This window comes from Actinomadura verrucosospora (assembly GCF_039540335.1).
Lineage (GTDB): Bacteria > Actinomycetota > Actinomycetes > Streptosporangiales > Streptosporangiaceae > Spirillospora > Spirillospora verrucosospora.
This window is the reverse complement of sequence record NZ_BAABEV010000053.1, coordinates 1-19,488: the sequence shown is the minus strand read 5'-3', so window position 1 is coordinate 19,488 and position 19,488 is coordinate 1. Positions and strand designations below refer to the sequence as shown.

At 73.5% G+C, this 19,488-nt stretch carries 14 protein-coding genes; 6 read left to right on the top strand and 8 right to left on the bottom strand.

What is annotated here, in order from left to right; genetic code table 11:
- Nucleotides 1–67: 67 nt before the first annotated feature.
- The 3 genes from hisN (at nt 68) to lhgO (ending at nt 2,415) form a co-directional block, all read left to right on the top strand.
- Nucleotides 68–871, top strand: a complete 804-nt coding sequence (gene hisN / locus ABD944_RS36635) for a histidinol-phosphatase (RefSeq protein ID WP_345184954.1) — start codon at nt 68–70, stop codon at nt 869–871.
- A gap of 135 nt (nt 872–1,006) precedes the next feature.
- Nucleotides 1,007–1,198 carry a hypothetical protein gene (locus tag ABD944_RS36630; RefSeq protein WP_141577897.1) on the top strand — a complete coding sequence of 64 codons (192 nt, stop codon included), beginning with the start codon at nt 1,007–1,009 and terminating at the stop codon, nt 1,196–1,198.
- A gap of 26 nt (nt 1,199–1,224) precedes the next feature.
- A complete protein-coding gene (lhgO, locus tag ABD944_RS36625; protein ID WP_345184948.1) occupies nt 1,225–2,415 on the top strand; it encodes an L-2-hydroxyglutarate oxidase in 1,191 nt (396 codons plus the stop codon).
- Here the strand turns inward: lhgO and ABD944_RS36620 are convergent.
- Nucleotides 2,412–3,884: a carboxylesterase/lipase family protein gene (locus tag ABD944_RS36620; RefSeq protein ID WP_345184945.1), complete on the bottom strand. Its 1,473-nt coding sequence runs from the start codon at nt 3,882–3,884 to the stop codon at nt 2,412–2,414. The two genes, lhgO and ABD944_RS36620, sit on opposite strands and share 4 nt — an antisense overlap.
- Nucleotides 3,885–4,277: 393 nt before the next feature.
- Entirely contained in the window at nt 4,278–4,898 is a 621-nt protein-coding gene (locus ABD944_RS36615; protein WP_345184943.1) for a TetR/AcrR family transcriptional regulator, read from the bottom strand.
- 102 nt (nt 4,899–5,000) lie between these two features.
- Between ABD944_RS36615 and ABD944_RS36610 the strand changes: the two genes are divergently transcribed.
- Complete coding sequence (locus ABD944_RS36610; protein ID WP_345184940.1) at nt 5,001–5,861, top strand: oxygenase MpaB family protein; 861 nt, start codon at nt 5,001–5,003, stop codon at nt 5,859–5,861.
- Here the strand turns inward: ABD944_RS36610 and ABD944_RS36605 are convergent.
- The 5 genes from ABD944_RS36605 to ABD944_RS36585 all read right to left on the bottom strand — a co-directional run bounded on the left by ABD944_RS36605 (nt 5,858) and on the right by ABD944_RS36585 (nt 13,361).
- The gene (locus ABD944_RS36605) at nt 5,858–6,667 is read right to left on the bottom strand and encodes an SDR family oxidoreductase (protein ID WP_345184938.1); all 810 of its coding nucleotides are present in this window, start codon (nt 6,665–6,667) and stop codon (nt 5,858–5,860) included. The two genes, ABD944_RS36610 and ABD944_RS36605, sit on opposite strands and share 4 nt — an antisense overlap.
- A gap of 2 nt (nt 6,668–6,669) precedes the next feature.
- Nucleotides 6,670–8,022, bottom strand: coding sequence for a cytochrome P450 (locus ABD944_RS36600; protein ID WP_345184936.1), 1,353 nt, complete (start codon nt 8,020–8,022; stop codon nt 6,670–6,672).
- 99 nt (nt 8,023–8,121) lie between these two features.
- Nucleotides 8,122–11,142 (bottom strand): AMP-binding protein, encoded by a 3,021-nt coding sequence (locus ABD944_RS36595; protein WP_345184933.1) that lies wholly within the window; start codon nt 11,140–11,142, stop codon nt 8,122–8,124.
- A 53-nt stretch (nt 11,143–11,195) separates the two neighbouring features.
- Nucleotides 11,196–12,845: an AMP-binding protein gene (locus tag ABD944_RS36590; RefSeq protein WP_345184931.1), complete on the bottom strand. Its 1,650-nt coding sequence runs from the start codon at nt 12,843–12,845 to the stop codon at nt 11,196–11,198.
- Nucleotides 12,846–12,980: 135 nt separating this feature from the next.
- Entirely contained in the window at nt 12,981–13,361 is a 381-nt protein-coding gene (locus ABD944_RS36585; protein WP_345184929.1) for a DUF3054 domain-containing protein, read from the bottom strand.
- A gap of 66 nt (nt 13,362–13,427) precedes the next feature.
- Here ABD944_RS36585 and ABD944_RS36580 point away from each other — a divergent pair, with 66 nt between their 5' ends.
- Nucleotides 13,428–14,273, top strand: coding sequence for a hypothetical protein (locus ABD944_RS36580; protein ID WP_345184927.1), 846 nt, complete (start codon nt 13,428–13,430; stop codon nt 14,271–14,273).
- Nucleotides 14,274–14,285: 12 nt separating this feature from the next.
- Here the strand turns inward: ABD944_RS36580 and ABD944_RS36575 are convergent, their stop codons facing one another.
- Nucleotides 14,286–15,710, bottom strand: a complete 1,425-nt coding sequence (locus ABD944_RS36575; protein ID WP_345184924.1) for an MFS transporter — start codon at nt 15,708–15,710, stop codon at nt 14,286–14,288.
- A gap of 134 nt (nt 15,711–15,844) precedes the next feature.
- Between ABD944_RS36575 and ABD944_RS36570 the strand changes: the two genes are divergently transcribed.
- Entirely contained in the window at nt 15,845–19,015 is a 3,171-nt protein-coding gene (locus tag ABD944_RS36570; RefSeq protein ID WP_345184922.1) for an AfsR/SARP family transcriptional regulator, read from the top strand.
- Nucleotides 19,016–19,488: the final 473 nt, after the last annotated feature.

Genomic DNA, 19,488 nt, shown 5'->3' with positions numbered 1-19,488 from the left:
CCGAAAAGCCGGAACGGCCCGGGTACGTGTGTCGCGACGGGCGGTGATCAGGGTAGCGTGGCTCGCCGTGGCGGGCTATTCCGATGACCTGCGTCTCGCGCACGTGCTGGCGGACGGGGCCGACGACATCACGACCAAGCGTTTCCGCGCCCTCGACCTCGACGTCGAGACCAAGCCGGACCTGACGCCGGTCAGCGACGCCGACCGCAGCGTGGAGGAGCAGATCCGCGGCACGCTGAAGCGGGCCCGCCCGCGCGACGCGGTCCTCGGCGAGGAGTACGGCAGGACCGGCTACGGCAACCGCTGCTGGATCATCGACCCGATCGACGCGACGAAGAACTTCGTGCGCGGCGTCCCGGTGTGGGCCACGCTGATCGCGCTGATGGAGAACGACGAGATCGTCGTCGGGGTGGTGTCGGCGCCCGCGCTGAACCGCCGCTGGTGGGCGGCCCGGGGCGGCGGCGCCTGGACGGGCCGCAGCCTGACCCGCGCGTCCCGCATGAGCGTCTCGTCGGTGGGCGAGCTGTCCGACGCGTCCCTGTCCTTCTCCAGCCTGAGCGGCTGGGAGGAGCAGGACCGGCTGCCCCGGTTCCTCGAACTGACCCGCTCGGTGTGGCGGACGCGGGCGTTCGGCGACTTCTGGTCGCACATGATGGTCGCCGAAGGCGCGGTCGACATCTCCACCGAGCCCGAGGTGTCCCTGTGGGACCTCGCCGCCCTCCAGGTCATCGTGGAGGAGGCGGGCGGCATGTTCACCGACCTGTCCGGCGTGCCGGGCCCGGACGGCGGCAGCGTCGTGTGCACCAACGGCAGGCTCCACGCGGAGGTCCTCCGCACCCTCGGCGGCGGCCAGCTGTCCCTGCGCATCTAACGGGGCACATCTGACGAGGCGCATCTGACCGGGGCGCCTCCGCCATGGCGCTCGGGCCGACTCGCGACATATCGTGGAACAGCGGTCGCCCGACGGCCGTTCTACAAGTGGGCGGTCCGTCAACGGAGGTGCGAGATGTCGACCCAGACCAAGCTTGTGATCGGCGGCGTCGTCGTCGGCTTCCTGACCCTGTTCGTCTTCCCGTGGTGGCTGAGCGCGCTGATCATCCTCGGCGTCCTCGGCGCGCCGCTCGTCGGGTACATGATGCTCGACCCGTCCCAGCGCAAGCGGGTGCGGGCGCAGGGGCGCAAGCGCCTCGGGAGCTGAGCCGCGCCCCCCGCTAGGGTGCGGATGTGGCGGAGACACGGGTCGGCGTCGTCGGCGCGGGCATCGTCGGGCTGGCGATCGCCCGCAGGCTGACGCTGGAGCGTCCGGGGCTGAAAGTGACGGTCCTGGACAAGGAGGACCGCGTCGCGGCCCACCAGACGGGCCGCAACAGCGGCGTCGCCCACGCGGGCCTCTACTACGCGCCGGGGTCGCTGAAGGCGACCCTGTGCAGGCGCGGCATCGGCCTGCTCAAGGAGTTCTGTACCGACCGGAACCTGCCGTACGAGGAGTGCGGCAAGCTCGTCGTCGCCCGCGACGAGGCGGAGACGGCGGCGCTGGAGGAGATCGAGCGCCGCGCGACGGCCAACGGCGTCCCCGGGCTGCGGCGGCTGGCCGGCGGCGAGCTGGCCGAGATCGAGCCGCACGCGGCGGGCGTGGCGGCCCTGCACTCCCCCACCACGGCGATCGTCGACTTCCCGGCGGTGGCCCGCGCGTTCGCGGCGGACGTCGCGGACGGCGGCGGCGAGGTCAGGCTCGGCTTCGAGGTCGTGCGGATCGGCCGGGCGGGCGACCGCGTCACGGTCGCCTCCCCGCACGAGCAGCTGACCTTCGACCGGCTGGTGGTCTGCGCCGGTCTCCAGTCCGACCGGGTGGCGCGGATGGCGGGCGACTCCCCGGCCCCGGCGATCGTCCCGTTCCGCGGCGAGTACTACCGGCTCGTCCCGTCCCGGACCGATCTCGTTCGCGGTCTCATCTATCCCGTCCCCGACCCGCGCTACCCGTTCCTCGGCGTCCACTTCACCCGGCGCGTGGACGGCGGCGTGGACATCGGCCCGAACGCCGTCCTCGCCCTCGCCAGGGAGGGCTACCGGCGGCGCGACGTCCGTCCCGCGGACCTGTGGGAGGCGCTCCGCTGGCCCGGCTTCCGCCGCCTGGCCCGGCGGCACTGGCGCACGGGCGCGCGGGAGCTGTACGGGTCGGCGGTCAGGCGGGCGTTCGTCGCCGAGGCCCGCCGCTTCGTCCCCGAGCTGACGGCGGCCGACGTCGTCCCGGCCCCCGCCGGCGTCCGCGCCCAGGCGGTCGACCCCGACGGCACGCTCGTGGACGACTTCCGCATAGGCCGCCTGGGCCCGATCACCACCCTCCGCAACGCCCCGTCCCCCGCAGCCACATCCTCCCTGGCCATCGCAGAGCACGTAGTGAAAGGGCTGCTCTAGTCCCAGAGCTTGCGGTCGTCGCTGTGGGGGTCGTGGACGATCGCGTCGCCGGGGCCGTCGAAGACCATCACCGCGCGGTCCGACGGGTCGAACCGCTCCCAGCCGGGGTCGCCGTCGACGGCGAAGCGGGTCCAGGCTCGGTGCATCCGGTCGGCGAGCGCCTGCGGCGGGTTCGGCCCGGTGAGGCCCTCCTCCTCGCCGGTGAGGTTGTCGAAGACGAAGCCGAGCTCCAGCGCGTGACAGGCGCCGAGGCCGTGGTTCGGCGACCGCCACGCGAACTCGTACATCCAGGTGCGCCCGCCGGACGCGCAGTGCCCGGCGGCGGCGCGGTGGGCGGGGATGCGGAACAGGCTGTCGGTGATGATCGTCGCGAGCAGCTCGCCGGACGTCGCCTCCGGATGGTGGGCGCGGTAGGCGGCGGGCAGCCCCGGCGGGACGCCCATGCCCGCGGCGACCGCGCCGACCAGTTCGTCGGTCAGGTCGGCGGCGATGCCGGTCGGCATCAGGAAGAATCGGAACTCCTCGGTGGTGTACCCGACGAGCAGGTCCACGTCCCGCCCGGCGCCGGCGGCGATGGCGTCCTCGGGGCGCCGGGTGATCAGCTCGCCGTCCAGGACGGGCGTGAGCGCCATGCCGCCCGCGGCGGTGGTGGCGCCCCAGCGGCCGGGGTCGGGCAGCATCGCGACCTCGGCGGCGACCTCGTTCTGGACGGGGATGACGGCGGCCGGGTCGAGCGCGGCGAACGCCTCGGCGGTGGGCTCGACGCCGAGCCGGGCCGCCATCTCCTTGGTGACGAGCAGGGCGTCGGCCGGGTCCTGGGCGATGCTGCCCGCGCCGCTCTGCGCGACGGCCCGGTGGAAGAGGCCGAGGTCGAGGGAGAGCAGGGTGGTGACGCTCATCCCGCCCGCCGACTCGCCGAACACGGTGACGCGGGCGGGGTCGCCGCCGAACGCGGAGATGTTGTCGCGGACCCACTCCAGGGCGGCGATCTGGTCGAGCAGCCCGCGGTTGGGCGGAGCGCCGGGCAGATACGCGAAGCCCTCGACGCCGAGCCGGTAGTTGATCGTCACGCAGACGACGCCGTCGCGGGCGAAGTTGCGGCCGTTGTAGACGGGCACCGCGCCCGATCCGTTCCGGAAGGCACCGCCGTGGATCCACACCATCACCGGGAGGCCCTCCTCGCCGTCCGGAAGGCGGGGAGTCCACACGTTCAGGTTGAGGCAGTCGTCACCGGGGATCTGGGGGTCGGGCACGAGAGCGGCGAACACCGGGGGGTAGCCGGGCTTGGGCGCGGTCGGCCCGTACTCGACGGCGTCACGGACACCGTCCCAAGGCTCGGGCGGCCGCGGAGCCTGAAACCGGTCGGCCCCGAACGGCGGCGCGGCATAGGGAATCCCGAGAAACGCGGTCACACCGTCCCGCTCCGCCCCCCGGACCTTCCCGTAGGACGTCTGCACGACCGCCGCCATGCCCCACCTCGCTTCTAGAACGAAATTCGACACCCAAAGCCTACGGGACCCCCCGCAAGAACCTCAGCCCCCACCGCAACCACGCAACAACCTCAATGGTCGCGATCGCGTCCGAAGGCAGGTTCGAGCGAAGCGAGAACCTGATCGCGCAGCGAGCCGCAAGGCGAGCCGGAGCGATGCAGCGATCGCCCGCAGTTCTCGACGATGGAGGGCCCCCGGGCCCGAAGGAGGAGAGCACTGCCATAGGTACAGCGATCGCGTCCGAAGGCAGGTTCGAGCTTGCGAGAACCTGATCGCGCAGCGAGCCGCCAGGCGAGCCGGAGCGATGCCAGCGATCGCCCGCTTTTGTCGACGATGGAGGGCCGCCAGGCCCGAAGGAGGAGAAAAAAGCAATTAACACAGAAGGCGCGACAAATATTCGCGGGCGAAGGCGCGGGTGGCGTCTTCGTCGTCGAGGGCTAGGCCGCCGCCGGGGACGAGGAGCAGCGAGACCGCGACCCGCAGCAGCACCTCGGCCACGGTGCCGTGGTCATCGGGGTCGCCGGGGCGGGCGCGGCGCAGGCGGTCGGCGAGGATGTCGCGGGCCGCGAGCATCACCGCGCCGCCGTTCATGCTGAGCTGCGGCAGGAACGCCTCGGGCTCGCTCTGCAGGACGCGCGTCATGAGCGGGTGGGTGCGGGCGTTGCGCAGGCCGACCACGAAGCCCTCGACGACGGCGTCCTCGGGGGAGGCGAGGTCCTCGGTGGCGTCGGCGATGGCGGTGAGGAAGCGGCGGCACTCCCGCAGGATCACGGCCTGGACCAGCTGCTCCTTGTTGGTGAACCGCCGGTAGATGGTGGTGCGGGCGACCCCGGCCCGCTTGGCGACGTCCTCGACGCTGACCCGGCGCAGCCCGTAGGTCTCGAACTCCGCGAGCGCGGCGTCGAGGATGCGGGTGTCGAGGTCGTCGGCGCCGGCGTCCGGCGCCGCCAGCCGGTCCCGCAGCCCCTGCGTGATGGTCGCGTCCGTGGTCATGCCCGCACCCTAGCCGCCGGACGGCCGGCGCCCCGCCACCGGATGGGACACAGTTACAATGATCGTCGTTCTGTAGTTCCGTTCCGACCCCCGGCGGTGCACATGACGGACGAGGCCGACGCGCGGACCCCGGCCCCCCTCGGACCCGGGTCGCTGACCTGGCGGTACTTCGGCGACACCCGGATGTTCCTCGTCGGCCCGCGGGCGGGCGTGCTGCAGAACATGCTCCCCGCGCTCGGCCAGGGCGTCCTGGACCACTCGGTGTTCTTCACCGAGACGTTCGCGCGGGTCAAGCGGTCCGCGGGCCCGATCCTGAACACCGTGTACGGCGGGGAGCGGTCCGGCGAGACGGGCCGCAGGGTGCGGGACTACCACCGCGAGATCAAGGGCACGATGCCGGACGGCTCCCGCTACCACGCGCTCGATCCCGAGACCTACTACTGGGCGCACGCGACCTTCCTCGACAACATGCTCTACGGCGTCGAGACCTTCATCCGGCCGCTCGGCGAGGACGAGAAGCGCCGGATCTACGAGGAGTCCAAGACCTGGTTCCGGATGTACGGGGTCAGCGACCGGGCCATGCCGGACGACTGGGAGGCGTTCCAGGCGTACTGGAAGCGGATGCTGGACGAGGAGATCGTCGCGCACAGGACCGCCCGGTACGGCGTCGGGTACGTGACCAAGGGGCTGCCGGCGCCGCCGAGGGTGCCGGCGCCGGTGTGGCGGGCGGTGTCGCCGCCGCTGAACGCGGTCGCCCGGTTCATCACGGTCGGCGGGATGCACCCGCGCATGCGCGAGCTGCTCGACCTGCCGTGGAGCGCCGCCGACGAGCGCCGGCACCGGCGGTTCGCGGCGGCCGTCCGCGCGGCGGGACGGGTGTGGCCGCTGCTGCCCGAGGCCGTCCGCTACCTGCCGCCGGCCCGCCGCGCCTTCCGCAGGGCGCGGCGGGCGGGAGCGGTCTAGGAACCCGACCGGATGCGGGCGTCGTAGCCCTTGCGCGCCTCGGGGTCGTACTCCAGGAAGATCTTGTCGAGGCCGAGGCGGCGGGAGGTCGCCCGCCGGACGCGCTCGGGCAGCAGCGCGCCGAGCCGGACCTGCGTGCCGAGCTTCTTCGGCACGGCGACCTGCGGGCGCGGCCTGCCGACCAGCTCGACGACCGCGGCGGCGATGTCCTCGGGCTCGCAGTTCTTCTGCCCCTTCGGGCTGCGCGTCCCCGCGGTCAGCTCGGTGTTGGTGAAGGTGGGCAGGACGGCGCTGACGTGCACGCCGCGGTCCGCCACCTCCAGCCGGGTCGCCTCGGTGAACCCGACGACGGCGGCCTTGCTGGCGTTGTAGAGCGCGAGGCCGGGGGTGAACATGACGCCGGCGAGCGAGGCGATGTTGATGACGTGGCCCCGGCCGCGCGGCAGCATCCGGTCGAGGGCGAGCTTGGTGCCGAGCATCACGCCGTGCACGTTGATGTCGATGCAGCGGCGGGCGTCGGCGTCGCTCTCGTCGGTGACCGGCCCGATCGGCATGATGCCCGCGTTGTTGACGACGACGTCGAGGGGCCCGGCGGCCTCCTCGGCCTTGTCGAGGAAGGCGGTGAACGACTCGCGGGACGTGACGTCCAGGGCGAGGCCGGTGACGCCGAGCGACTCGGCGGCCTCCTTGACGGCGGTCTCGTCGATGTCGCCGATGACGACGGTGGCACCCCTGGCCTTGAGGGCGCGGGCGGTGGCGAGGCCGATCCCCCGCGCGGCCCCGGTGATGGCGACGACCTTGCTCATCTTCACTGCTCCAGTCGGTCGAGGCGGACGGGAAGCCCGTCCTTGGGCGAGGGAAGGGACGTGGTGTCCAGGGGCCATTCGTAGCGGGCGGGCACGCTCCAGCGGTACCGCAGGAGCATCTGGTGCAGGATCGTCCTGACCTGCATTCCGGCGAAGTGCAGCCCAATGCACTTGTGCGCGCCGCCCCCGAACGGCGCCCAGGCGTACTTGTGGACCTTGTCCTCGCGGCGCTCCGGGGAGAACCGCTCGGGGTCGAACTCGTCGGGGTCGGTCCACCAGTCGGCCATATGGTGGTTGCTGAGCATCGGCACCACGACGGTCGTCCCGGCGGGGACGTGGAAGCCGAGGATGGAGGTGTCCTTGACGACCTTGCGCGGGAGCGCCGGGACGGGCGTGACCAACCGCATCGACTCCTTCATCACCATGTCGATGCCGGTGAAGGCGTCCAGGTCGTCGAAGCCGGGGCTCTCCTTGCCGAGCCCCAGGGACTGCTCGCGGAGCCGCTCCTGCCACTCGGGGTACTTGGCCAGGTAGTAGGCCATCGTCGTCAGTGTGATGGTGGTGGTGTCGTGCGCCGCCATCAACGCGAAGATCATGTGGTTGACGACGTCCTCGTCGGTGAACCGCTCGCCGTCGTCGGTCTCGGCCTGGCAGAGCGCCGAGAACAGGTCGCTCCCGTCGCCCCGGCGCTTGGCGGGCAGGTGCCGGTGGAAGAACTCCTCCAGCACCTTGCGCGCCTGGAGGCCCTTGTGCCAGCGCAGGCCGGGCACCGGGAAGCGGACGTAGGCCGTCCCCGCCCGGACGGCGTCGATGAACGCGCCGTTGACCCGCGCCCGCTCGGCGTCGTCGAGCTCGACGCCCATGAAGACGTCCACCGCGAGGTCGAGCGTGAGCTTCTTGATGTGGTCGTAGACCTTGAAGCCCTGCCCGGGCTCCCACGACTCCACGCCCTTGACGATGCCGGGGGCCATCGCGTCCATGTAGGAGCGCAGCCGGGGGCGGGTGAACGCCTGCTGCATGATGCGGCGGTGGTGCAGGTGCTCCTCGAAGTCCAGGAGCATGATGCCGCGGTTGAAGAACGGGCCGATGAAGTAGCTCCACGCGGGCCCGTTCGCGAACGCCTTGTCGCGGTTGACCAGGACGACCTCGGCGGCCTCGGGGCCGTGGACGGTGACCATCCGCTGGCCGAGCAGCCATCCCCAGGCGACCGGGCCGTACTCGGCGTACCGCTTGCGGGCCATCCCGATCGGGTCGCGCATCACCGCGAGCGTGCTGCCGATGTAGGGGACGCCGGGGACGCCGGGCACCGGTTTCAGGTCGCTGCCCTGCGGCGGCGGCGCGAGAACACTCGTCATGACCCCTCCGGACGCGTGCAACAAATGCGCGAATTCTGTCGCTTTGTTCTAACGCAACGGCCGCCTGTAAGTCCAGACTTATCGGCGGTGACTTGGGCGTCAGCGGGCCTCGCGGGCGGGCGCCGCCTTGAGGAGCCGCCGCCGCGCGGCGTCCGTCAGCGGCCGGTACGCGCCCGCCTTGTCCCGGTAGAAGGCGCGCCCGTCCCCCGCCGGCGGGACTCCCTCGTCCCGCAGCGGCGCCGTCCGCAGCCGCCGTCCCGCCGTGACGGGCACCTCGTCCACGATCCGCACGATCGCGGGCCGCAGCCCCGGCTCCACCCGCAGCAGCGCCTCGGACAGGTCCACCGGCTTGACGGCGCCCTCGGCGGAAGACCCGGGGGCGGCCCGCAGGCTGACGGCTGCCGCGGCCAGTTCCGTGTCGCCCACCGGGATCCCGTAGACGGCGACGGCGTCGACGTAGGGCAGGTCGCCCAGCGCGTCCCGGATGGGGCCGGGCGGGACGATGCCGTCGGCCGTGCGGATCAGCTCGGTCTCCCGGCCGACGAGCCAGAAGTCGCCGTCGGCGTCCCGCCGGAACAGGTCCCCGGTGATCGTCCAGGCGTCCTCGGGGCGGAACACGCCCCGCACGGGACGGGCCGCCGACCCGATCGCCGACAGCCGCACCCGGGCGAGCAGCATGCCGATCTCGCCGGGCTCGCAGGGGATGGCGAACCCGTCCGGCCCCTCGGCGAGCCGGCCGTTCTCCAGGTCGTAGCGGGCCAGGCGCACCCCGGCGCTGCCCGGCAGCGGCCGCCCGAGCGACCCGGGCTTCTTGCCGCTCAGGTTGACCAGCACCGACTCGCCCTCGGTGGAGGCGTAGAACTCCAGGACCCGCGCGGGCGCGAACCGCTCCTCGACCCGCTGCCACAGGTTGCGCGGCATGCCCGACCCGATGAACAGCCGGACGGCGTGGTGCCGCTCGGCCGGGTCCGGCGGCGCGTTCACGAGCTCGCGCAGCAGCGTCCAGGTGTAGGAGGCGACGGTCACGCCGTAGCGCCGCGCCTCGTCCCAGAACGTCTCGGGGTCGTACTCCCTGCGGGGGGACGACCCCCCGCTCCCCCCGGGATCGGCGTGGGTGCTCGCCAGGGCCAGTCGCGCACCGCCCGCGACGGCTCCTCCGAGGCTCATCAGCAGCGCGGACGGATGCTGGAGCGGCGTGAGGCTGTAGACGGTGTCGGACGAGGACAGGGAGGCCGAGGACGCCGTCCCGAACGCCGACAGTGCCCACCGCCGGTTGGTGATGCGGCTGGCGCGCAGCTGGTCCCCGTCACCGCGGAAGACCACGAACGCCAGGTCGCCGGCCCGGCCCGGGTTGGGCCGGTACCAGCCGGGAAGCTCGACCCGGTCCGGGTCGATGGCCTCCATGTCCATCAGCGGACCGCGCTCGCCGCGTCCCGCGCCGCCCAGCAGGAAGCCGGGCACGTCCTCCAGCCCCGCGGCGGCCGCGGCGTGCTCGGGGTCGGCGATGACCCGCGTGACCTGGCCGAGCCGCGCCTCGGCGGCCGGGTCGCCGTCGGGCCGCAGCAGCACCGCGACGGCGCCGAGCCGGTTGAGCGCGGCGACGAGCGCGAGCGCGGTCGGCCGGGTGCCCATCAGCACCCCGACCGCGTCGCCGCGCCGCACCCCGATGTGGATCAGGCCGCGGACCACGGCGTCGATGCGGCGCCTGGCGGCGTCGTGGGTGTGCCCGCGCCCCTGGTAGAGGAAGAAGACCTCGTCCGGCATGCGGCGGGCCTGCTCGTCCAGCAGCAGCCCCATGGACATGCGGGTGTCGGACTGGATGCGCTCCAGCCGGGCCAGGCGCGGCAGGTTCTGCGCGGCCTCCCCGCCGAGCTGGCGGGTTCCGTGCACGGCCCGCGAGGCCGTCCGGTACGCCGAGCGGGCGGCGCTCGCCCCGACGCCCATGGCGAGCTGGAGGCCGTACCCGGCGGGGCCGCCCGGAAGCCCGGCGGACGCGGCCTCCTCGTCCCCGGCGACGGGCACGACGATCTCGGGGAGCTCCGCCTCGCCGTCCCGCCAGCGCGCCCACGCGGCGACGGCCGGCCACGTCCGCGCGATGGCGAGGCTGCCGACGACGAGCCCGAAGTGCCCGGCGCGCAGCGACGCCTCGTACACCTGGGCGCGCGGCGCGGCACGGCGGATCCCGCGCACCATCGGCGGCGCCGCGATCTCGTCCACCTCCCCGACGAACGTCAGGACGGGGCAGGTGATGTCGGCGAGCGTGACGAGCCGGTCGCCGATGAGGAACCCGCCGGTCAGCATGCGGTTGTGCTGGATGAACTGGCGGATGAACTCCGCCAGCGCCGGTCCGGGCCACGACACCCAGCCCTCCCGCTCCAGGAAGCGGCGCTGGCGCTCCCGGGGCGCGAGCCGCTCCCGGTCGTGGAGCTGGAGGATGAAGTCGACCCGGGAGCGCACCGACTTCACGGGGCTGAGGAGCTGGAACCCGAGCCGCGTGACCCAGCCCGGCACCGCGAACCCGCCGAGCAGGGCGTCGGGGATGCGCTCGACGCCCTCGGACGCGAGCCAGCTCGGCAGCCCGAACGGCAGCCCGACGCTGGTGTCGGCCGGGCTCCCGAACGTCACCACGGACGCGACGCCCTCGCTGCGCCGGTACGCGGCGGCCTGGTAGACGAACATGCCGCCCTGCGAGTACCCGGCGAGGTGCACGTCCCGGCCGGTGGCCTCCCGGATCCGGTCCACCGCGTCGCTGACGGCCAGCACGTGGTCGCTGACCGTCCGCTCCAGCCCGCCGGGCTCCCGCTCGGGCGCCCCGAAGTCGACCACCCACGGGTCGACGCCGAGGTCGCGCAGCACGCGCACCGCGCTGACCCGCGAGGAGATGTCGTACACCTCCGCGGTGATCATCAGCGGCGGGACGAGCAGCACGACCGGCCCGCCGCCCGCGCCGGGGAAGTAGTGCCGCAGCCGGTAGACGCGCTGCTCGGTCACCACCTCGCAGGGCGAGGCGTCCTCGTCGGTGTCGAACCCTCCGAACCGGGCGACCTCCAGGGCGTTCTGGGCGGTGGAACCCAGGCGGGAGCCCAGCTTCAGCAGCGTCTTGGCAACAGCCGGCATCATGGCCCTCTCACAGCGTCAACGCCATGTTGTCCTGTTATCACCGGCTTTAGCAATCAGCTGATGATCCGCGCGCCCTCCAGGTGGCCGCCCTGCAGCCGCTCCCACATGTACCTGCGGCGGGGCTTGCCGCTGGAGGTGCGCTGGATCAGGCCGGTGCCGACGACGATGGTCAGCTCCACGTCGTCTCCGAGCCGGCGCCGCAGCATCTCGCGCACCCCGCCGATCCAGGTCTCGTCCTGCGTCTCGGCGAACAGCGCGAGCCCCTTGCGCCCGGCGCCGGGGACGCCGACCACGACGATGCGGCCCTTACCGAGCCCGCTCACCTCGGCGATCTTGGATTCGAGGTCCTCGACATAGACCGAGCGCCCCCGCACCTTGATGCTGTCGCCCATCCGCCCGAGGACGAACAGCTGCCCCTCGTGGAAGAACCCGGCGTCGCCGGTGTAGACCTTCCCGTCCATGAACCGGGTCGACTTGGCCTCGGCCCCCGCGAAGTACCCCGGGCACGCCGACGGTCCCCCGACGACGATCTCGCCGAGGAGGCCGCTCTCCAGCTCGTTCCCCTCGTCGTCGACGATGGCGACGGGCACGTCGTCCTCGGGCGTCCCGCAGCCGACGACCCAGCCGGCCTTGGCGCCGAGGGACTCCGGTCCGAGCGGGTGCTGCTCCAGGATCCGGACGGGCTGCCCGAACGCCAGCGCCTCCGGGTCGGGCCGGACCGCCAGCGGGTGGCGCGGGACGTCGTCCATGGTGACGAGCAGCGTCGTCTCGGCCATCCCGTAGGCGGGCTTGAACATCGTCCGGGAGAACCCGAACGGCTCCATGAGCTGCGCGAACACTTCGAGCGTGTGCGGGTCGATGGGCTCGGCGCCGATCAGCGCCATCTTCCACCCGGACACGTCGAGCCCCTCCAGCTGCTCGGGCTTGACCCGCCGCGCGCAGTAGGCGTACGCGAACGGCGGCGCCGCCGTGTGGGCCGCCTCCCCGAAGCACCGCAGCCACCGTGCCGGGTCGCGGATGAAGTGGTCGGGCCGCATCAGCTTCAGCGTCCCCTGCCGCGCGATGGGCGTGAGGAAGCAGCCGATCAGCCCCATGTCGTGGTAGAGCGGCAGCCAGGAGGCCACCACGTCCCCGTCCTCGTAGCCGGCCTCCCGCGCGATCAGATCGCTGTTGGCCTCCAGGTTCTCCCAGGTGACCATGACGCCCCGGGGGGACCCGCTGGACCCGGACGTGAACTGCAGCAGGGCGAGTTCGCCGGCGGGCCGGACCTCGGCCTCCTCGTCGGCCTTGCGGGGCCGCCACGGCTCCCCGTCCAGCCCGGCGCCGGCCATGGCCCGCCTCGCGTAGTCGGCCAGCCCGTCGGAGGCCACGACCAGCGCCGGCGACGCCTGGCGCAGGATCGCCGCCACGTGCGCGACGTAGTCGTCGCCGTCCTGGAACAGCGGCGGAGTGATCAGGCACACCGTGGCGCCCGCGGCCCAGACCGCGAAGTACGTCTCGACGCAGGTGAAGTCCGTGGGCAGGATCAGGCACACCACGTCGCCCGGCCGGACGCCCTCCTCGACCAGCGCCCCCGCGGTGCGCCGCGCGGCCGACGCCAGCTCACCGTAGTCGCGGAACTCCCAGCCGCCGTCGTCGGCCGCCAGGTGGACGCCGCGTCCGGTGTTCGGCTTGTCCAGCCAGTCGCGCAGCGCAGATGGCATCGTGTCCCCTTCACAGGAAAGGCTCGCGCCCGTACATGACTCGCGGGTAACTTCACCAGGGCGGCGCGACGCCGTCAACCGGTTCGATCAGCCGAAGAGACCGCCCGGTCATCCGGGGGCGTCCTCCAGGGCCCCTCACCCGGAGGCGGACACCTTCCGAGCCGCCGCCAGCCGGGCCACGAGCCGGGCCGCGACCCGCCATCCGAGCAGCGCGGCGCCGAGGAACACCGAAGCCACGATCACGAACGCGAGAGCGGTGCCCTGCCCGGACACGACCCGCAGCACCATTCCCACGGCCACGGACGAGACCCAGATCCCGACCCCGGCCGGAAAGACCTCCTCAGGCCGCCGCCAGGCCCGCAGAAGACCCCATCCGACGCCGAGCCCCACGAGGAACGGCCAGGCGGTGGACAGGAACCCGCCCAGACTGGCCGCCTCCTCATGCGAAGCCCGCCCGATGGCGACGAAAACGAGCACGCAGAGAACGTCGGCGACCGCACCCAAGACCTTCCTCACCCCTCCAGGCTAAGGGCCGCCGCCTGCGCTCTTGCCGCCGGGGAGCAGCCGCGCCATCATCGCGCGATGGACCTCGACCGGGCCTGCTTCCGCCGCCTCTACGAGGATCTGCTGGACCACGACGGCGAGCCCCGCCGGTTCCTGGCGGGCCGGCGGCGGACGGTGGCCGCCCACCTGGCCGGGCTGGCGCCCCTGCGCAGGCGTGAGCGCATCCCGCCGGGCGGCTGCACCGGGGACGTCGAGCACCTGTGGCGGATGATGAAGCTGTACGCGCTGAGCCGGGTCAGCGACTACCTGATCGAGCAGGGCGGCGCCGCCCACACGCACTTCTTCACCGAGATCGGGCTGACCCCGTTCGAGCACGCGGAGGCGTTCTCCCCGTTCCACCACGAGATCTCCGCCGTGGTGCAGGATCCGGGCGCGACGCGGGTCACCGTGGAGGAGGTGCTGTGGCCCGGTTTCTGGTTCGGTGACCTGCTGTTCTGCCGCGCCGGCGTGCGGGTGCGGGCGCCGCGGCATCTGATCGACGCCGCGGTCGCCACGACCTCGACGCTGTACTTCACCTTCCGCCGCGCCTCGCGCCCGGCCGGCGACCTGTCACACGGCTGGGGTTCCCAATCGCAGTGGCGGACGAGCTTCCCCCGTTTCTACGCCGACGAGGCCGGCCTGCACCTCAACTGGGACGGCGCGATCGACATCGGCGAGGACCCTCCGCACCGTCCGGCCGGCCGCCTGGGGGATGAGGCCCCGCTGGACGAGCGCCGTGAGCTGCTGCTGCACCGCTGCTTCGTCCGCACCGCCCTCCCCCGCGACGAGGACGACCGTTTCCCCTACAACGACCGCCTGAGCCTCACCACGGCGGAGTGGCCGATGAATCCGGATGCGATCGTGCGGACACCAAGACCCGAGTAGAACGCTCCCACATCAGGTCGTGCCGACCTTCGGGGCCGGTGATGCCGCCGCACTCCCGGAGACCTCACCGCTGGACCCGCCGGCGGGGCGACCGGGAAGGGCGAGGGCCGCGACGACACCCACCAGGGTCAGGACGGCCGACACGGCTACGGCGGCGCGCAGGCCGGCGGCGGCGCCGCTGCCGGATGCCGCGACGCCGACGAGCACGGCCAGTCCGACGCCCACCCCGATCTGCATGGCGGTGTTGGCCATGCCGCCCGCGATGCCCTGCTCCCGCGCGTCCACACCGGTGGCCGCGGCGGCGAACTGGGTGGGATAGATCGTGCCCATGCCCATCCCGTACACGGCGATCCCGGCCAGGACGGTGAGGTACGAGCCGTCGGCCACCATTCCGGCCGCCAGGAGGGCGCTGCCCCCTGCCCCGAGCAGGAGCGCGGTGATGAGGGTGCCGCGGATGCCGATGCGCAGCATCAGCCGTCCGGCGGCGAAGTTCCCCAGGGCGATCACCGCGGACAGGCCGAGGAACGCCAGTCCCGCCCGCAGGGCCGTGTAGCCCAGCACGTCCTGGAAGTACAGGGTGAGGAAGTACACGACGTTCTGCATGGTCGCCCCGAACACGAAGATGATCACAAGGGCGGGGGCCAGGTCGCGGTCGCGCAGGAGGCGCAGCGGCATCAGCGGGCTGCGGCTGCGCGCCTCGACGGCGAGGAAGGCGGCCAGCAGGCCGAGTGCGAGCAGGGCCCCGACGGCGAACTCCGCGGAGGTCCAGCCCGTGTCGGGGACCTCGGCGATCGTGTACACGAGGAGGGTGGCGCCCGCGGTGCCGGTGACCACGCCGGGCAGGTCGTACCCGCGGCCGCGGTCGACCGGTCCGTCCGCCGGCAGCAGCCGGAACGCGGCGGCGGCCGCGGCGGCCACCAGCGGCACGTTCACGAGGAACACGGCCTCCCAGCCGAACGCGTGGGTGAGGACGCCGCCGAGGAGCGCCCCGGCGCTGAGCCCTCCGGCGCCGGCCATGGCCCACACCCCGAGCGCCCTGAGCCGTTCGCGTCCCTCCGCGAACATGGTGTTGACCTGCGCGAGGGTGGCGGGGAACACGATCGCGGCGCCGACCCCCTGGATCGCGCGGGCGGCGACGAGCGTGCCCGGGGAGGTGGCGAGGCCGCCGAGCAGGGACGCGCCGCCGAACGCGACCATGCCGAGGACGAACATGCGGCGGCGTCCCAGAAGGTCGCCCGAGCGGCCGCCGAGCAGCAGGAAGCCGCCGAAGAACACGGCGTAGGCGCTGATCACCCACTGGGCCGAGCCCTCGGAGAAGCCGACGTCGCGGACGAGGTCGGGCAGCGCCACGTACACGATGGTGAAGTCGAGCGAGGTGATGAGGCTGGAGAACGCCAGCAGGGCCAGGCTCAATCCCGGCCTGGGCGCGGAACGCATGATGGACCTTCTTCGGTAGAGGTTCTGGTGCCGTCGCCCGACTATGCGGCGGGCCGCTTACCGCCCGCTTTCCCTCCGCCTACCGTCCCCCAGGCGCCGCCGTAGGCCCCGGTCAGGGCGTTATCGTGGGGATCATGCGTTTCGGGGTGCTCGGACCGCTGGCGGTCTGGACGGCCGACGGCACCCAGGTCGCGGTCCGGGGGCTGAAGGTCCGGGCGCTGCTGGCCGATCTGCTCGTCCAGGACGGGCGGCCGGTGTCGGCGGACCGGCTGATCGACGATCTGTGGGGGCCGGCGCGTCCGGCGGACCCGGCGGGGGCCCTGCAGGTCAAGGTGTCCCAGTTGCGCCGGGCGCTGGAGGACGCCGAGCCGGGCGGCAGGGATCTGGTGGTGTACCAGGCGCCGGGGTATCTGCTGCGGGTCGATTCCGAGGCGGTGGACGCGGGCCGGTTCGCCGCGCTCGTCGCCCGGGCGCGGGAGACCGCCGACCCTCGGGCCAGGGCCGCACTGCTCACCGAAGCGTCGGCCCTGTGGAGGGGCCCCGCCTACGCCCCCTTCGGCGACGAGCCGTTCGCGCGGGCCGCGATCCTTCGCCTGGAGGAGCAGCGGCTGGCGGCCGTGGAGGATCTCGTCGAGGCCCGGCTCGCCCTGGGCGAGCACAGCGCGCTGGTGGGCGAGCTGCGCGACCTGGTGGCCCGCCACCCCCTCAGGGAACGGCTGCACGCCGCCCTGATGCGCGCTCTGTACGGGGCCGGAAGGCAGCACGAGGCCCTGGACAGCTTCGGGGAGCTGCGCGACCGGCTGCGCGAGGATCTGGGTCTGGATCCGAGCCCCGAGCTGGCGGATCTCCGGCAGGCGATCCTCATCCGGGACCCGGACCTGGCGCCCGGGCGTCCCCGGACCAACCTGCCCGCGCCGCCCGGCGAGCTGATCGGCCGCGAGGAGGCGGTCCGCGAGGTGCGGGCGCTGCTGGAGCGGTTCCGTCTCGTCACGCTCACGGGGCCGGGAGGGGTCGGCAAGACCCGGCTGGCCCTGGAGATCGCCGCCGGGGCTCTCGACGCGTTTCCCGACGGGGTGTGGTCGGTCGGGCTCGGCGGTCACGACCGGCCGGACGCGCTGGCGGACGCGGTCGCCGCCACGCTCGGCGTCCGCGATGACGCCGGTGGAGGAGCCGTCCCTGCCGCCGACCGGGTCGCCTGTGCGCTGCGCGGCAGGCGGCTGCTGCTGGTGCTCGACAACTGCGAGCACCTGATCGAGCCCGCGGCGGATCTGGCGCACCGGCTGCTGGCGGCGGCGCCGCAGGTGCGGATCCTCACGACGAGCCGGGAACCGCTGGGGGTCGGCGGTGAGGCGATCTGGTCGGTGCCGCCGCTGGAGCCGCCCGGCGAGGCGGAGGAGGCGGGCCCGTCGGCCCTGCGCCGGTCCAGCGCCGTCCGGCTGTTCGTCGCGCGTGCCGCCGCCGCGTCTCCCGGTTTCGCTCTCACCGCCGGCAACGCCCGCGCCGTCGCGGCGATCTGCCGCCGTCTCGACGGCATCCCGCTGGCGCTGGAACTGGCGGCCACGCGGGTCCGCGCGCTCGGCGCGGACGAGCTGGCGGCCCGGTTGGACGACCGGTTCCGGCTGCTGTCGGCCGGCCGGCGGGACGTCCCGCGGCGGCAGCGGACGCTGCGCGCGGCGATCGACTGGAGCTGGGACCTGCTGACCGGGCCGGAGCGCGCCGTCCTGCGGCGGTTGTCGGTGCATGCCGACGGCTGCTCGCTGGAGGCGGCCGAGGCGGTCTGCGCCGGGGACGGGGTCGCGGGCGAGGACGTCGCGGAGCTGCTGTCCCGCCTGGTCGACCGCTCCATGGTCGTGGTCTCCGACGGCGTGCGCGGCCACCGCTACCGGCTGCTGGAGTCCGTCGCCGCCTACTGCGCCGAGCGCCTGCGGGAGGCCGGGGAGTCCGAGCAGGCCCGAGCCCGGCGCGACGGGTACCACGTCGGGTTCGCGGAGCGGGCGGCGGAGCGACTCCGCGGCCCCGACCAGCGGCGTTGGCTCCAGCACCTGGACCTGGAACACGCCAATCTGCGCGCCGCCATCGAGAGCACCGTGCGGCACGAGCGCCCGGATCTCGCGCTGCGCCTGGTCAACGCGATGGCCTGGTACTGGTTTCTGCGCGGGCGGCTCAGCGAGGGGCGCCGCCTGCTGGATCTGGCGCTCAGGCACGACGGCACGGCGCCGTCCTCCTCACGGGCCGCGGCCGGCGCGTGGCGGACGGGCATGGAGATGCTCGGCCGCCACGGCATCGACCGGACGCGGCAGGTCGAGGCGGCCCTGGAACCTTACGACCGCCTGGACGCCCCGGACGGCCGGGCCCGAGCGGAGTGGTTCCTCGCCGAGATCCTGCTGGGCGGCGCGGACTCGGCCACCGGCGAAGGGCTGGCGCGGCGGGCCCTTGCCACCTTCGGCGAGGCCGGGGACCGCTGGGGCACGGCGGCCGCGCTGACCACGCTGGCCCACTACGCGCTGATCCGCGGGGATCTGGCCGCCTGCGCGCGCCACACCGAACAGGGCGCGGCGCTCTTCGACGAGCTCGGCGACCGCTGGGGCCGGTTGAGGGCCGCCGATCTGCGAGGCAGGCTCGCCGAGATCCGCGGCGACCTCCAGGGCGCCGCCCGTCTGCTCCGCGAGGGGCTTCGGCTGGCCGAGGACCTAGGGATCTGGACGCAGGTCTCGTACCTGCTGTCCGGGCTGGGCAGGATCGCGATGATGACGGGCGACCTGGCCGGGGCGGAGCGGCTCCACGAGAAGGCCATGCGGCTGGCGACCGAGCAGAGCAACCGCCCCGGAGAGGTGTTCGCCGAACTGGGCCTGGCGATGGGGGCGCGGCGGCAGGGTCGGCTGGACGTGGCGGAGAAGCTCTTGCGCGACGCGCTCGACTGGCAGCGGCGCGTCGGGTTCGACCCCGGTGTAGCGCTCACCCTGTCGGAACTGGGCTTCGTGGCCGAGCAGCGCGGCGACGCCGGAGCCGCCCGCGAGGCGCACCTGGAGGCCCTGGCCGTAGCGCGCCGCACCGGCGACCCGCGGGCGGCGGCGCTGGCGCTGGAAGGGCTGGCGGCCGCCCACACCCTGGCGGGCGAACACCACCGGGCCGCGCGTCTGCTGGGCGCGGCCACCGCAGCGAGGGAGGCGACGGGTGCCCCAAGACCCGCAGCCGCCGGCACCGACGTGGACCGCACCATGAAGGCCCTGCAAGCCGCCCTAGGCGAGCAGACCCTGAACGCCGAACTCCAGCAAGGCCGCACCACCGCCACCCCCGAACCCTGACCGGGGCAAAGCGGAGGGGAACGAGGGCCGCCCCCGAGGGAGATGGAAGGCCGAGGCCCAAGGGAGGCCGATGAGCGAACCCCGAGGGAGGTCGATGGGCGAAGCCGAGGGAGGGCGAAGACCGGAGCCCGACGGAGATCGATGGGCGAGGCCCGAGGAAGGGCGAAGCCCGAGAGGGGTCGAAGGCCGAGGCCCGGGGGAGATCGAAGACCGAAGCCCGGGGGAAATCGAAGACCGAAGCCCGGGGGAAATCGAAGACCGAAGCCCGGGGGAAATCGAAGGGCGAAGCCCGAGGGGGGTCTAGGGGCGAAGCCCCAGGGGCGGGCGGGTGGGGGAGGCGGAGGAACAGGGGGCTCCGGGGGATCGTCCCCCGGGCGAAATGCGAAGGGTCCCCGGGAAGCCGCAAGCGGCGACCAGGGGACCCCAGACCAGTAGCGGGGGCAGGATTTGAACCTGCGACCTCTGGGTTATGA